Origin of the sequence: Xylanibacter ruminicola 23 (assembly GCF_000025925.1) — a bacterium.
Taxonomy (GTDB): Bacteria; Bacteroidota; Bacteroidia; order Bacteroidales; family Bacteroidaceae; genus Prevotella; species Prevotella ruminicola.
Map to the genome: position 1 here is coordinate 1973767 of NC_014033.1, position 15497 is coordinate 1989263.

At 49.0% G+C, this 15497-nt stretch carries 11 protein-coding genes; 8 read left to right on the plus strand and 3 right to left on the minus strand.

The window, feature by feature from the left end:
* Positions 1-468 precede the first annotated feature (468 nt).
* A complete protein-coding gene (locus PRU_RS08475) occupies positions 469-702 on the plus strand; it encodes a hypothetical protein (protein ID WP_033149808.1) in 234 nt (77 codons plus the stop codon).
* A 60-nt stretch (positions 703-762) separates the two neighbouring features.
* Here PRU_RS08475 and PRU_RS08480 read toward each other — a convergent pair whose 3' ends face one another.
* From PRU_RS08480 to mutA, 3 genes are read right to left on the minus strand one after another with little or no spacing between them, the layout of a single operon-like run.
* Positions 763-1815 carry an NAD(P)/FAD-dependent oxidoreductase gene (locus PRU_RS08480; RefSeq protein ID WP_013064238.1) on the minus strand — a complete coding sequence of 351 codons (1053 nt, stop codon included), beginning with the start codon at positions 1813-1815 and terminating at the stop codon, positions 763-765.
* A 2-nt stretch (positions 1816-1817) separates the two neighbouring features.
* Positions 1818-3983, minus strand: coding sequence for a methylmalonyl-CoA mutase (scpA, locus tag PRU_RS08485; protein ID WP_013063112.1), 2166 nt, complete (start codon positions 3981-3983; stop codon positions 1818-1820).
* 19 nt (positions 3984-4002) lie between these two features.
* Positions 4003-5865, minus strand: a complete 1863-nt coding sequence (gene mutA, locus PRU_RS08490; RefSeq protein WP_013065548.1) for a methylmalonyl-CoA mutase small subunit — start codon at positions 5863-5865, stop codon at positions 4003-4005.
* Between the two features lie 229 nt (positions 5866-6094).
* Between mutA and PRU_RS08495 the strand changes: the two genes are divergently transcribed.
* From PRU_RS08495 to uvrA, 7 genes are all read left to right on the plus strand, one after another.
* A complete protein-coding gene (locus tag PRU_RS08495) occupies positions 6095-7786 on the plus strand; it encodes a putative transporter (protein WP_013064796.1) in 1692 nt (563 codons plus the stop codon).
* A gap of 40 nt (positions 7787-7826) precedes the next feature.
* Positions 7827-8852, plus strand: coding sequence for an OadG family protein (locus PRU_RS08500; RefSeq protein WP_013063871.1), 1026 nt, complete (start codon positions 7827-7829; stop codon positions 8850-8852).
* Between the two features lie 5 nt (positions 8853-8857).
* Positions 8858-9310, plus strand: a complete 453-nt coding sequence (locus tag PRU_RS08505) for a biotin/lipoyl-containing protein (protein WP_013063260.1) — start codon at positions 8858-8860, stop codon at positions 9308-9310.
* A 71-nt stretch (positions 9311-9381) separates the two neighbouring features.
* A complete protein-coding gene (locus PRU_RS08510; protein ID WP_013065095.1) occupies positions 9382-10539 on the plus strand; it encodes a sodium ion-translocating decarboxylase subunit beta in 1158 nt (385 codons plus the stop codon).
* Complete coding sequence (locus PRU_RS08515) at positions 10536-11129, plus strand: response regulator transcription factor (protein WP_013063361.1); 594 nt, start codon at positions 10536-10538, stop codon at positions 11127-11129. The genes PRU_RS08510 and PRU_RS08515 overlap by 4 nt, the downstream gene beginning before the upstream one ends.
* 112 nt (positions 11130-11241) lie before the next feature.
* The gene (locus tag PRU_RS08520) at positions 11242-12681 is read left to right on the plus strand and encodes a tagaturonate reductase (RefSeq protein ID WP_013064280.1); all 1440 of its coding nucleotides are present in this window, start codon (positions 11242-11244) and stop codon (positions 12679-12681) included.
* A 6-nt stretch (positions 12682-12687) separates the two neighbouring features.
* On the plus strand, positions 12688-15483 hold the full coding sequence (uvrA, locus tag PRU_RS08525; RefSeq protein WP_013063656.1) for an excinuclease ABC subunit UvrA: 2796 nt from the start codon (positions 12688-12690) through the stop codon (positions 15481-15483).
* The last annotated feature ends 14 nt before the right edge of the window (positions 15484-15497 follow it).

The window sequence follows — 15497 nt, forward strand, 5'->3', positions numbered from 1 at the left end:
AAAAAGATAGCGAGTAAGTTAAAGAGTTTGTTATAGTAAGGCAGGTAATTACTTTTTGTGCATCGAAAAGTTACTTTTTGCATCTCAAAAAGCTACTTTTTGAGCAACGAAAAGCTACTTTTTGCATCTCGAAAAGCTACTTTTCGCAGGTATCATGTAGATTTTATGTAGTTTTATGTAGTTTTTATGTAGGTCGAAAAATACAAAAAACCCTTTGTGTATGCGGGGTTTAAGCGATTTTATGTAGTTATGTAGGTCAATTGACAAAAATAAATTTGCAAATTCAAGCAAAAGAGGATAGAAATACGGTGCACGAAACAGTTTTACTCAAACGTTTACATACGATTTTTGGGGGTGTGGTGATACAATGTTGGCAGAAAGTGCGTATCTTTGCATCAGCTAAACAAAAGCAGAGGCTGAGATAGCTAAACGACAAACTACAGATCGAATATATAATAGTTAAAAATTATGGGTGAGAAATTTGTTATCGGAAACCGACTGAAGGAAGAATGGATAGCGGTTCTGGATACAGACAAGAAGATACTGGAATTTACCAGCAATCTGGTTAAAGCCCAAGAGTATCAATTGGAAGAGGACGCCCAAATGAACCTCGCCGAAATCCAAAAATCAGGTTACTTCAGCGACCTGCAGATCTACATAAAGGACAACAACAGAGCGTACAGAATTGACGAACGCGGCTGATTTATGATAGAGATGCGAAAAGTAAAAATCCCAGTAAACAACTACTGGGATTTTATTTTTTTATGCACGAAACGTTTCACGTTTCATCTTGGCATCGAAAAGCCATTTGATGATTCTGGGACAACGCAAAGCCCAGCGAAGCAGTCGCCATCCGATAGGACTGAAAAAGAACTCGTACACCTTCTTCTGATGCTCCATCTTGCGAAACTCCTCCTTATTGGTTTCGCTGAACGAGCGTCCCTCAACAATAGCACGCTTGGCATTGGCCGCGGTTTTAAAGGCATCGTAAAGTCCCTCGCCCGTAAGCTTATTGGCAAATCCACCAGCATCGCCAATCAATATCACATTATCGGCTGTATGGGGCACCGTATCAAGCTGGATATAGGCGCCGCAGATGCGATCTACGGGCACGCCAAACTTGGTAAGCGCCTGCTTGAAGCCTGCCTTATGGCGGGGCATATCGTCGTTGGTTTCGACCGAGGCATAACCATACATATCGCGCCCTACACTCGAGAACTTATAGAATACGCCGGGACGATAGTTGTTTGAGAAGTGTACAAACACATCATCGCTCTCCTTACCTTCGTCGAACTGCTCGAGGAACATGGCCCGCAACTTGGAATCGCCATGAATCTGCTGACGAATCTGACTGTTAGAACCATCGGCTGCCACCAGATAACGACACGAAATCTGCTCACCCGATTTGAGGGTAACAAGCACCTGTCCGTCGGCCTGCTGATCAAAGCGGGCAAACGAACCTTTCATCAGCTCGCCACCGTGGTCCAAGTAATACTGCAACAACGAATAGTCGAAGTCCTTACGTCGCGTCATGCGGATAGGATATTCGGCCTGAAACTCGCAAACGGCATCGTTCTCGAACTGACAACGCATGCGGGTGATGGGGCGATAGTTATACTGAATGCCAGGCAGCAGCATATCCAACAGTCGCCAGGCCTTAACCGTAAGTCCACCACCGCAAACCTTATCGCGGGGGAACGTGGCCTGATCAACTATCAAACATTCAACACCTGCCTGCTTTAACAGACTACCACAAACGGAGCCGGCAGGACCGGCTCCGATTATCAACACATCAATATGTCTTTTATTCTCCATAATTACTCTTTGTCCATCAGAATCTTCATCATCTGGATGGCCGAATACGGAATCGGGGTACCAGGACCGAAGATACAGGCCACACCTGCCTTGTAAAGGAAGTCGTAATCCTGAGCAGGAATAACACCTCCGGCAGTTACCATGATATCCTCGCGGCCCAGTTTCTTCAGCTCCTCGATAAGCTGAGGAATCAGCGTTTTATGACCAGCGGCAAGCGACGAGGCACCTACAATGTGTACATCGTTCTCGACGGCCATACGGGCAGCCTCCTCGGGAGTCTGGAACAGCGGCCCCATATCCACGTCGAAGCCACAGTCGGCATAACCTGTTGCCACTACCTTAGCACCACGGTCGTGACCGTCCTGACCCATCTTGGCAACGAAGATACGTGGACGGCGACCTTCCTTCTGAGCAAACTCGTCGGTAAGCTTCTTAGCCTCCTCGAATTCCTTATCATTCTTAGATTCTGAACTATACACGCCTGAAATTGTTCTGATTACTGCTTTATAACGGCCCACGATCTCTTCGCAGGCATCTGAAATCTCACCCAGTGTACAACGCAGCTGTGCAGCCTTGACTGCCAGGTCGAGCAGGTTGTTCTCGCTCTTGCGACCTTCCTTAAAGTCGCGTACACACTCGGTGATAGCCTTGAGTGCAGCCTGACAAGCGGCCTCGTCGCGGGTAGAGCGAACCTGCTTCAAGCTCTCTTCCTGCTGCTTGCGTACAGCGGTGTTATCAACCTCGAGGATATCGATAGGATCCTCGTGCTCCAAACGGTATTTGTTGGTACCAACGATGGTTTGCACGCCACTATCGATACGAGCCTGAGTGCGTGCTGCAGCCTCCTCGATACGCATCTTAGGCAGACCAGTCTCGATAGCCTTAGCCATACCACCCAGCTTCTCAATCTCCTGGATATGCTCCCAAGCCTTGTGAACCAGCTCGTTGGTCAGCGTCTCAACATAGTAGCTACCAGCCCATGGGTCGATCTGCTTGCACACCTTAGTCTCGTTCTGGATATAAATCTGGGTGTTACGAGCGATACGAGCCGAGAAATCGGTAGGCAGAGCGATAGCCTCATCAAGCGCATTGGTGTGCAGCGACTGAGTATGTCCCAGCACAGCAGCCATAGCCTCGATACAGGTACGACCTACGTTATTGAAGGGATCCTGCTCGGTAAGACTCCAACCAGATGTCTGCGAGTGAGTACGCAGAGCCAGCGACTTAGGATTCTTGGCACCGAAGCTCTTCACAATCTTAGCCCACAGCAGTCGGCCAGCACGCATCTTGGCAATCTCCATGAAGTGATTCATACCGATAGCCCAGAAGAACGACAGACGGGGTGCAAAAGCATCCACATCGATACCGGCATTCACACCTGTACGCAGGTAGTCCATACCATCGGCCAGCGTGTAAGCCAGCTCGATATCGGCTGTAGCTCCAGCCTCCTGCATGTGATAACCCGAAATAGAAATCGAGTTGAACTTAGGCATCTTCTGCGACGTGTACTCAAAGATATCAGCGATAATCTTCATTGAGAATGCAGGGGGATAGATATAGGTGTTACGCACCATGAACTCCTTCAGGATATCGTTCTGGATGGTTCCAGCCATTTCTTCTAATTGAGCACCCTGCTCCAGACCTGCTACGATGTAGAATGCCAGGATAGGCAATACGGCACCATTCATAGTCATCGAGACAGACATCTTGTTCAAGGGGATACCGCTGAAGAGCACCTTCATGTTCTCCTCGTTACAGATTGATACACCAGCCTTACCTACATCGCCCACTACACGAGCGTTATCGGGGTCGTAACCACGGTGTGTAGGCAAGTCAAAGGCTACAGAAAGTCCCTTCTGACCAGAAGCCAAATTACGGCGATAGAAGGCATTCGACTCTTCGGCTGTAGAGAATCCAGCATACTGACGGATAGTCCAAGGCTTGAAGGGGTACATCATCGAATACGGACCACGCAGATAGGGAGGGATACCAGCTGTAAAGTCGAGGTGCTCCATCCCCTCAAGGTCTTCCTTAGTATAAACCGGACGAACCTCGATGTGCTCTGGGGTTTTCCAGTTGGCCTCAATACCATTATCTTTAATCCACTTGGCACCATCCTGAGCCTTGATGCCTGCATAGATATCAATATCTTTAAACTGTTTACGCATAATTCAAGTCTCCTATTCTTTAAATACCAAGTTTCTGATTATATTCTTTCAAAGTCTCGAGCACGTTGCACTTTACATGTACAAAGTTCTCGATGCCAGCAGCCTTCAGGTCTTCCATGCAAGCAGGCGCACCAGCTACCACAAACATGGCGCGACCATTAAGATACTTGAAGGCAGGGATAGCGTACTCGGCATACTCGTCGTCGCTCGAGCAGATAACCACGATATCGGCCTTAGCCCCTAAAGCGGCATCAACACCCTCTTCAACGGTCTTGAATCCAAGGTTATCAATCACCTTATAGCCTGCACAAGCCAGGAAGTTGCACGAGAACTGTGCACGAGCCTGACGCATGGCCAGATTACCGATGGTAAGCATAAAGGCAGTAGGCACCTTAGTTTCCTCGGTATGTATGCGCAGATTCTCGAAGTCGGCAGCCAAGCGGGTGCTTTCGATACCCTTAAAGGCTACAGTCTCCTCGCCATGATGGTGCACGCCACCACAACCGCAATGGTGCTTGTAAGCACGCTTGTTCTCGCTCTTCTCGGTGAAGTTTGGGAACTGGTTAGTGCCCAGCAGGAACTCCTTGCGCTTGGCAGCATCGCCATGACGCTTCACGTTGGTAGCGTTGATATCGTCCTGAACGGTTCCAGCCTTGACAGCAGCCAGGAATCCACCCTCGTCTTCTACCTTCAGGAATATCTTCCAAGCCTCGGTAGCCAGTGCATCAGTGAGGTGCTCGATATAATAAGAACCTGCTGATGGGTCGACGATACGGTCGAAATGGCTCTCCTCCTTAATCAGCAGCTGCTGGTTGCGGGCGATACGCTCAGAGAAATCAGTTGCCTCCTCGTAAGGTGCATCGAACGGTGTTACCACCATCGAATGGACACTACCCAGAGCGGCACTCATGGCCTCGGTCTGCGAACGCAGCAGGTTTACATAGCTGTCGAACAGTGTCTGGTTATAAGTAGAGGTGGTGGCGTTGATAATCATCTTGCAAGCGCAATCACACTTAGGCTCGTACTGCTTTACAATCTGAGCCCACAACAGGCGGGCGGCACGGAACTTGGCAATCTCCATGAAATAGTTCTCGCTAACACCCATATTAAACTTGATGCTCTTAGCAGCCAGATCCACATCCACACCAGCATCGGTCAACTGCTGCAGATACTCGTTACCCCAAGCCAGAGCATAGCCCAGCTCCTGAACGATGTAGGCACCTGCATTGTTAAGTGCATCGCTATGAACGATGATGCTGCGGAAATTAGGATACTCCTTGAGCGACTCGGCCAGTTTAGGACCAAAGGCGAGCACAGGTGTTACATCCTTACCCGTCATCACAATCTTCTTCATGGGGTCCCACTCAATCGAGCCTACTATCTTTTCCTTGTCGTAACCCTTCTTGGTCCAATAAGTCTTCAGGATTTCGGCCAGTTCGAGCGAATGACGCTGACAGGTAGAGAAGTTAACCTCTACGCACTCGCAGTAAATGCCATCGAGCAATGTCTCGATAGTATCCATCGAAACCAGCTTTCCAGGAATATGGAAACCTAATGAGTCGATACCCTTGTTCAGGATGTCGAGTGCCTTGGCGTTAGCAGCCTTAGGGTCGGCAGCCTCGATATTCTGGCGGACATACCACTCGTTCGAATCCTTTTTATTGCCACGTACAAATGGAAACTCGCCAGGCAGGGCATCGGGTGTTTTCAGGTTAGCCAGATCCTCACGGCGATAGAAGGGTTGTACGTTAAAACCTTCGTTTGTTCTCCATACCAAGCGCTTCTGAAAATCAGCACCTTTCAGGTCTACCTCGATCTTGTCGAGCCATTCCTGTTTGGTAGGGGCTGTGAACTCGGTAAAGAGTTTCTCTTTGTTTGCCATAGATTTGATACGTTTAATTATTATATAAGTAATGTTTTAAGTTTATTCTTAACAGTGGACAAAGATACAACATTTTTGCTCAAAACGGCATTTTGAAGTGTGAAAGAAATAAAAAAACACTATTTATACGAAAATTGATGCACAAAAATGATAAAGATGAGCATTTTTTAACTACCTTTGCAGTCGAATTTGAGATATTTTAAAGAATAGGTATTATTTAGAATTATTTATGGAATCATTTCAGTGGTTAAGTGACCTTTTTACGACGACAGACTCGGTAGCGCACATTACGCTACTCTACGCTATTGTGATAGCGATTGGTGTTTATTTAGGAAAAATTAAGTTTTTTGGTGTTTCACTGGGCGTAACCTTTGTGCTTTTTGCAGGTATTCTGGCCGGACACATCGGCTTTACTGCTCCAACTCCCATTCTTACATTCGTACAGGACTTCGGACTGATACTCTTTGTATTCATGATCGGTCTGCAGGTAGGTCCTGGATTCTTCGAAAGCTTTGGTACACAGGGCATTAAGCTTAACGCAATGGCTGCCACAGCTATCCTGCTTAACATCCTGGTAATGTTCGGATGCTACTACATTTTCTTCGACACTAACAATACCAACAACCTGCCTATGATGGTTGGTACACTGTATGGTGCCGTAACTAACACTCCAGGACTTGGTGCTGCCAACGAGGCTCTCTCGACTGTATTCGGCGGCAACGCTCCACAGATTGCATCGGCCTATGCCTGTGCTTACCCACTTGGTGTGCTGGGTATTATCGGTGCCATTATATTAGTAAGGTACATCTGCAAGGTTAAGCTGGATAAAGAAGAGAAGGACCTTGAGGCTTTGGACGAGACCAACGCTAACAAGAAGCCTTACAAGATGCACCTTGAGGTAACAAACAAATACTTGGAGGGTAAGACTCTGCTGCAGGTTCACGACTTCCTGAACCGCGACTTCGTAGTATCACGCCTGGTACACGAGGGCGAGCTGTTTATCCCTAACCGCGATACCATCTTCCACCTGGGCGACCAGATGCTGATAGTATGTGCCGAGGCCGACCAGGAGGCTATCACTGCCTTTATCGGTCCTAAGCTCGACATCGACTTTGAGCAGCAGGATCAGCCTATGGTTTCAAAGCGTATTGTTATTACCAATCCTAAGGTTAACGGTAAAACACTGGCATCGCTGCACTTCTCGAGTGTACATGGTGTTAACGTAACCCGCGTAACCCGTCATGGTATGGACATCTTCGCATCTCCCACCCTGCCCCTGCAGGTAGGCGACCGCATCATGGTTGTTGGTCCTGAGGACGCTGTTGACAACGTGGCTGGTAAGATGGGTAACTCAATCCGCCGTTTGGACGCACCAAACATCGCCACTATCTTCGTGGGTATCTTTATCGGACTTATCTTCGGTATGTTCCCAGTAGCTATTCCTGGCATGCCTGTACCTGTTAAGTTAGGTTTGGCTGGTGGTCCACTTATCATCGCTATTCTGATTGGCCGTTATGGCTATAAGATACATCTGGTAACCTATACCACCACATCGGCTAACATGATGCTGCGTGAGATTGGTTTGGTGCTCTTCCTGGCATCGGTAGGTATCAAGGCTGGAGCCGGGTTCTTTGAGACTGTGGTTCAGGGCGACGGACTGCTCTATGTGCTCACAGGTTTCCTCATCACCATTATCCCCATCCTGATTGTAGGCCCACTGGCTCGCTGGAAGTTTGGCTTCAACTACTTCACGTTGGCTGGTATGATTGCCGGTACCTATACCGATCCCCCCGCACTGGCTTATGCCAACAGCATCTGCTCGAAGGAAGCTCCTGCTCTGGGCTACTCAACGGTTTATCCGCTGGCTATGTTCCTCCGCATCTTCACAGCGCAGATTGTGGTATTGTTCTTCTGCGGCTAACGGAGGCAACAATAAACTTATATAATAATTTACCAACAAAATGAAGAAAACCAAAATCCTGCTCAGCGGCCTATTGTTGGCCAGCGCCACGGCGATGATGGCTCAAGGAGCCAAAAACATTCGCATTAACGAGGTGCTGACCAACAATACCGCCAGCATTCAGGATGATTACGGACAAAACCACGCATGGATAGAGTTGGAGAACACCTCGTTCACTACCTATAACGTGCGTGGTATGTATTTTACTACTGATCGTTCCGTACTCGATCCAAAGATGAGTGTGCCTGAACGCATCAAGCGCATGAGTGTTATCCCCAGTGGCGATCCTCGTACGCAGATAGGCGGGCATCAGCACCTAATCTTCTACTGCAACTCTAACCCTGCACAGAGTAAGTTGCACCTCTCGCTCAACGTTCCCTTGTCGGAGCCCCTTTGGTTGGGATTCTACAACGGAAATGCCACCGAACTTATCGACTCAGTAACCATCCCCGCTTTGGCTGCCGATCAGAGCTATGCTCGACAGAACGCCAAATCGTGGGCTGTAAAATCGGCTGAGAACGTAACACCTGGCATTGAGAACTTTATCAAGACCGATGAGACCAAGGACGCTTATCTGAAGCGCGAAGACCCACACGGATTCGGCATTACACTGCTGGCCATGGGTATCGTGTTCTTCTGTCTGGCAGTACTCTTCGTATTCTTCTGGGTATTCGGAATCATTATGCGTAATATCGAGATGGCCAAGAAGGTGGCAAACACCCAGCCCATCAAACCTATTACCAAAACTGTTGAGGTTACCCACGACCTGGCACATGCCACAGGTAATATTCTGCAGGACGGTTTAAAGACCAAGGGTATAGACAAGGAGGTTTACATAGCCGTTATATCTATGGCCCTGAAGCAGTATCAGGATGATGTTCACGATGTTGAGAGTGGTATCATTACCATCAAGGCACGTGAAACAGGATGGAGCGACGAAGGCAGTCAGATGACGCACTTCTCGAAGCCTGTCATCCCAACATCACATCATGCACCCAAAATTCCAACAACCCCAGAAATCCGTTGAACAATATGAATAAGTATCAGTATAAAGTACAAGGCGTTGATTACGACGTAGAGATAGAAGAAGTGGAGGGCAACGTAGCCAAAGTAGTAGTAAATGGCGTACGTTTCGACGTTGAGCTGAAGCAGCCCATCAACCCCACAAGTACACTCAAGAAGGTTCGCGTAGAAGCACCTAAGACAGTGGCTCGTCCTTCGGTAGCCCCTGCAGCTGCACCCGCAGCCGAAAAGCCTGCAGCCGCTGGCTCAGGTCAGGCCATTAAGGCACCACTGCCAGGCACCATCATCGATGTGAAGGTGAACGTAGGCGACACCGTTAAGCAGGGCGACGTAGTGCTGGTGCTCGAAGCTATGAAGATGCAGAACAACATCGAGAGCGAGTACTCTGGCACCGTAACCTCGATCACCGTGAAAGCCGGTGAGAGCGTGATGGAAGGTTCTGTACTCCTGACCATTGGATAATTGGACAATTGGACTATTTCACTATTGGACAATCATAAAATTGTAAAATCGTCAAATTGTAAAATGAAACTATGGATTTAGGACAGTTTATCATACAGAACTTTCATGAGTTTCTTACCTACACGGCCTTTGCCAATGCTACGGTAGGAAATCTGATCATGATTGCTGTGGGAGCCTTCTTTATCTGGCTTGCCATCAAGAAAGACTTTGAGCCACTGCTGCTCGTCCCCATCGGACTGGGCATCATTCTTGGCAATATCCCCTTCCGTGCTGATGCAGGACTTGAGATAGGACTTTACGAGGACAACTCGGTGCTTAACATCTTCTATCAAGGTGTGCGCCAGGGCTGGTATCCACCACTTATCTTCTTGGGCATTGGTGCCATGACCGACTTTACAGCCCTGTTGGCTAACCCCAAGTTAATGCTGATTGGCGCTGCAGCACAGTTTGGTATTTTTGGTGCCTATATGGTGGCCTTGGCTATGGGATTCGAGCCCTCGCAGGCTGCTGGTATCGCCATCATCGGTGGTGCCGACGGTCCAACCGCCATCTTCCTCAGCTCAAAGCTGTCGCCCAACCTGATGGGAGCCATCGCCGTTTGTGCCTATAGCTACATGGCATTGGTACCTGTTATCCAGCCATTCATCATGCGTCTGCTTACCACCGATAAGGAGCGCGTTATCAAGATGAAGCCTGGTCGCGAGGTATCGCAAACAGAGCGTATTCTGTTCCCCATCATCGGCTTGTTGCTCACCACCTTCATCGTACCATCGGGCCTGCCCTTGCTGGGTATGCTGTTCTTTGGTAACCTGCTGAAGGAGAGTGGCAAGACCACACGTTTGGCAAAGACTGCTGGTGCCGCACTCAACGACATCGTTGTAATGCTGTTAGGTTTAACCGTTGGTTGCTCAACACAGGCCAGCGAGTTCCTCACCTTCAACACCATCAAGATTTTTGCCCTTGGTGCTATGGCCTTTATGATTGCCACCGCATCGGGTGTTTGCTTTGTTAAGCTGATGAACCTGTTCCTGCCCGAAGGCAAGAAACTGAACCCGCTGATTGGTAACGCCGGCGTAAGTGCCGTTCCAATGGCAGCACGTATATCTAACAACCTCGGTCTGGAGTACGACCGTCACAACTTCCTGCTCATGCACGCCATGGGTCCTAACGTAGCTGGTGTGATTGGTTCGGCTGTAGCCGCTGGTGCATTATTAGGATTCTTATCATGAACAATAGACCCAAGATAGCTATCATCGACCCCAATACCCTCTCGGCATTGGGGTTGAAGGCTATTCTCCAGAACGTCATGCCCATCATGACGGTTGACATATTCGGATCGTTATCAGAACTTCAAGCCAACGAGCCCGAGAGTTATTTCCACTACTTTACTGCCATGTCGGTAGTGGTGGAGAACATGGCATTCTTTACAGAGAACAAGCGCAAAACTATCGTGCTCACGTTGTCGCTCGACACCATGTCGCAACTGTCAGATTTTAAATGTCTGTGTGTAAACGTGCCCGAACCCGAGTTGGTACGCTCGTTACTGATGCTGGAGCAGCACGCTCATGGCAAAGGCGAGCATCTGCCACCCATGCCAGCTATCTTGAGTCAGAAAATCCTGTCGGATCGCGAAATCGAAGTGATGTCGCTGATTGTACAGGGATATATCAACAAGGAGATTGCCGACAAGCTGAACATCGGCTTGGCAACGGTGATTACCCATCGCAAAAACATCATGGACAAACTGGGCATGAAGAGTGTTTCGGCACTTACCATCTATGCTGTGATGCATGGCTATGTTGACATCAACAAAATTTAGCGCAAAGGTTTTCGTGGTTTTTTAGGAATTTAGTAACCTCAAATTTGGAAGTATCACAAAATTCGCCTATCTTTGCACTCGCAAATAATAACAATTAAAACAATATTTAGAAATGAAACCACTAAACAAACAGTTTGCTCCTAAGAGCGTTATGCCTGAAAAGGTTATTCAGTTTGGCGAAGGAAACTTCCTCCGTGCATTTGTTGATTGGATTATCTGGAACATGGACCAGAAGACCGACTTCAACGGTTCGGTTGTTGTGGTTCAGCCTATCGAGAAAGGTATGGTTGACTGGCTGAATGCTCAGGACTGTCTGTACCATGTAAATCTGCAGGGTCGCGAGAACGGCAAGCCCGTTAACACCCTGGAGCGTATTGATGTGATTAGTCGTGCTTTGAACCCATATACCCAGAATGCCGCTTTCATGGCTCTGGCCGATCAGCCTGAGATTCGTTTCGTTATCTCGAACACAACCGAGGCTGGTATTGCTTTCGATCCCTCATGCAAACTCGAGGATGCACCTGCAAGCAGCTACCCAGGAAAGCTGGTTCAGCTGTTGTACCGTCGTTATCAGACTTTCAACGGCGACAAGACCAAGGGACTGATTATATTCCCTTGCGAGCTGATTTTCCTGAACGGCCACGTGCTCAAGGATTGCATTTATAAGTATATCGAGCTGTGGAACCTTGGCGACGACTTCAAGAAGTGGTTCGAGGAGGCTTGTGGCGTATATGCTACCCTCGTTGACCGTATCGTACCAGGATTCCCACGCAAGGAGATTGCCGAGATTCAGGAGAAGATTTCGTATCGCGACAACCTGGTAGTACAGGCCGAGAACTTCCACCTGTGGGTAATCGAGGCACCAAAAGAGGTTGCCGAGGAGTTCCCCGCTGACAAGGCTGGCTTGCACGTACTCTTTGTTCCATCAGAGGAGCCCTACCACAAGCGTAAGGTTACCCTGCTGAATGGTCCTCACACCGTATTGAGCCCTGTAGCATTCCTGAGTGGTGTTAACATCGTACGCGATGCCTGCAACCACGAGGTAATCGGCAAATATATCCACAAAGTTCAGTTTGAAGAGCTGATGCAGACACTCGACCTGCCTATGGACGAGCTCGAGAAGTTTGCTGGCGACGTACTGGAGCGTTTCGACAACCCATATGTTGACCACCAGGTAACCAGCATCATGCTGAACTCTTTCCCCAAGTTCCAGGCTCGCGACCTGCCCGGCGTAAAGACATTCCTGGAGCGCAAGGGCGAGCTGCCTAAGGGATTGGTATTCGGTCTGGCTGCTATCATCACCTACTACAAGGGTGGTAAGCGCGAGGATGGCGTTGAGATTGTTCCAAACGACGACCAGAAGATTATGGACCTGCTGAAGGAGCTCTGGGCAACAGGCGACACACAGAAGGTTACCGATGGTGTGCTGGGCGCCGAGTTCATCTGGCAGGAGGACCTGAACAAGGTTCCTGGTCTGAACGCTATGGTGAAGCAGGATCTCGACCTCATTAAGAGCGTAGGCATGCTCGAGGCCGTGAAGAGTATTCTTTAATAATGAATGAGTGATTCAATAGAGATAAAAGGGGCACGCGTTAATAACCTTAAGAATATTGACGTTAAAATTCCCCGAAACCAATTTGTTGTGATTGCCGGAGTCAGTGGCTCCGGCAAATCATCTTTGGCCTTCGACACATTGTATGCCGAAGGCCAACGCCGTTATGTAGAGAGTTTGTCGAGCTATGCCCGACAGTTCCTTGGAAGAATGAACAAACCTGAGTGTGATTTCATTCGCGGCATACCGCCTGCCATCGCTATCGAGCAGAAGGTAATATCAAGGAATCCACGAAGCACCGTGGGCACCAGCACAGAAATTTACGAGTATCTACGACTGCTGTTTGCCCGCATAGGTCACACCTATTCGCCCATCAGTGGTTGCGAGGTGAAGAAACACTCTACCGAGGATGTGATACAGAAGATGCTGGAGTTCTCGAAAGGCACCCGATTCGTGGTGATGGCCCCCATCCATCTGCGCGAGGGGCGCTCTATGGAGCAACAGCTTAAGACCTACCAGTTGGAAGGTTATGCCCGCATCTATGTAAACAATGATTTCCAACGAATAGATGATTATCTGGCAGCAGGAAAGTTCGACGACGAGAATATCTATCTGGTTATCGACCGCATGAGCGTAGATGATACCAAGGATGTGATTGCCCGTTTGGTCGACTCTGCCGAGACGGCTTTCTACGAAGGTCATGGCGAGTTGCGCTTGCTATTCCCACCCACCATCTTCTACGATTTCTCGATGAAGTTCGAGGCTGATGGTATGACCTTTGAAGAGCCTACCGACCAGATGTTCTCGTTCAATTCGCCAGCAGGTGCCTGTCCTGAGTGTCAGGGCTTTGGACGTATTGTTGGTATCGACGAGAAGCTAGTCATCCCCAACACCACTCTGTCTGTTTACGATGGCTGTGTGGTTTGCTGGCATGGCGAGAAAATGAAAGAGTGGCTCGACTGGTTCTGTCGCCACGCGGCCAAGGATGATTTCCCCATCTTTGAGCCCTATATGAACCTGACTCAGAAACAGAAGGACTGGCTATGGCACGGACTGCCCTCGGATAAAGGAAAGAAGGAGCGTCCATGTATCGATGCCTTCTTCGAGATGGTCCAGGAGAATCAGTACAAAATACAATACCGTGTGATGCTGGCACGCTATCGTGGCAAGACCACTTGTCCCAAGTGTCATGGCACACGCTTAAAGCCCGAAGCCGACTACGTGAAGATTGGCGGACGCAGCATTACCGACCTGGTACAAATGCCTGTGGTAAAGGTAAAGGAGTGGTTTGATCGCTTGGAGCTCGACCAGCACGATGCCGAGATTGGTAAGCGTCTGCTAACAGAAATCAAAAGCCGCCTACAGTTCCTGCTCGATGTGGGTCTGGGTTATCTTACCCTCAACCGACTGTCGAACTCGCTCTCGGGTGGTGAGAGTCAACGTATCAACCTGTGTACATCGCTGGGTAGTTCGCTGGTTGGCTCGTTGTATATCCTCGATGAGCCTAGTATCGGCTTGCACTCAAGAGATACCGACCGCTTGATTCACGTGCTGAAGGAGCTGCAATCGTTAGGCAATACGGTGGTTGTAGTAGAGCACGACGAAGATATCATGCGTGCTGCCGACCACCTGATAGATATTGGTCCTGATGCAGGACGCCTGGGTGGTGAGGTAGTGTTTGACGGCGATGCCAAGGAGGTAAACGAAGCATCGCTCACCAAGTGGCCTAAGAGCTACACGGTAAAATACCTGTTGCATCAGGAAGAGATTCCCGTGCCCGCATCGCGTCGCCCTTGGAACAGATTCATCACCATCAAAGGTGCTCGTATGAACAACCTGAAGGGTATCGATGTAAAGATACCTCTCAACGTGATGACGGTGGTAACAGGTGTTTCAGGTTCTGGTAAGTCGAGCCTCATCAAAGGCATACTGTATCCAGCCATGCGACGCCGCATTGGCGAAGCTTGCGATGCACCAGGCGAATATCTGGGACTGGATGGCGACGTAGAGGCTATCAAGCATATTGAGTTTGTAGATCAGAACCCCATAGGTAAGAGCACACGCTCAAACCCTGCCACATATGTGAAAGCTTACGATGCCATTCGCGATCTGTATGCCCAGCAGCCACTGGCCAAGCAAATGGGCTTTACGCCACAATACTTCTCGTTCAACACCGATGGTGGACGTTGCGAGGAGTGTAAGGGTGCAGGAACCATCACGGTTGAGATGCAGTTCATGGCCGACCTGGTGCTGGAGTGCGAGGCTTGTCATGGTCATCGTTTTAAGAAGGAGATTCTGGATGTAAACTATCGTGGCAAGAGTGTTGATGATGTGCTGAATATGACCATCTCTGAAGCCATCACCTTCTTCGAAGAGGGTGGCGAGAACGTCATCGTTAAGCGTTTGAAGACGCTCGAGGATGTGGGCTTAGGCTACATCAAGCTGGGACAGAACTCATCGTCGCTCTCTGGTGGTGAGAACCAGCGTGTAAAACTGGCCTACTTTATCGGACAGGAGAAACAGGAGCCCACGCTCTTTATCTTCGACGAGCCTACCACAGGTCTGCATTTCCACGATATACAACGCCTGCTGAAAGCCTTCGAGGCCCTGATAGCACGAGGCCATACCATCCTGATTATTGAGCACAACATGGAGGTCATCAAATGTGCCGACCACGTGATAGACTTAGGACCGGATGGTGGCGACAAGGGTGGTAACCTAGTAATAGCAGGAACGCCCGAACAAGTGGTGGCATGCAAAGAGAGTCTGACAGGTAAATACCTGAAAGAAAAACTGGAATAAAAAAAGAGTAACAA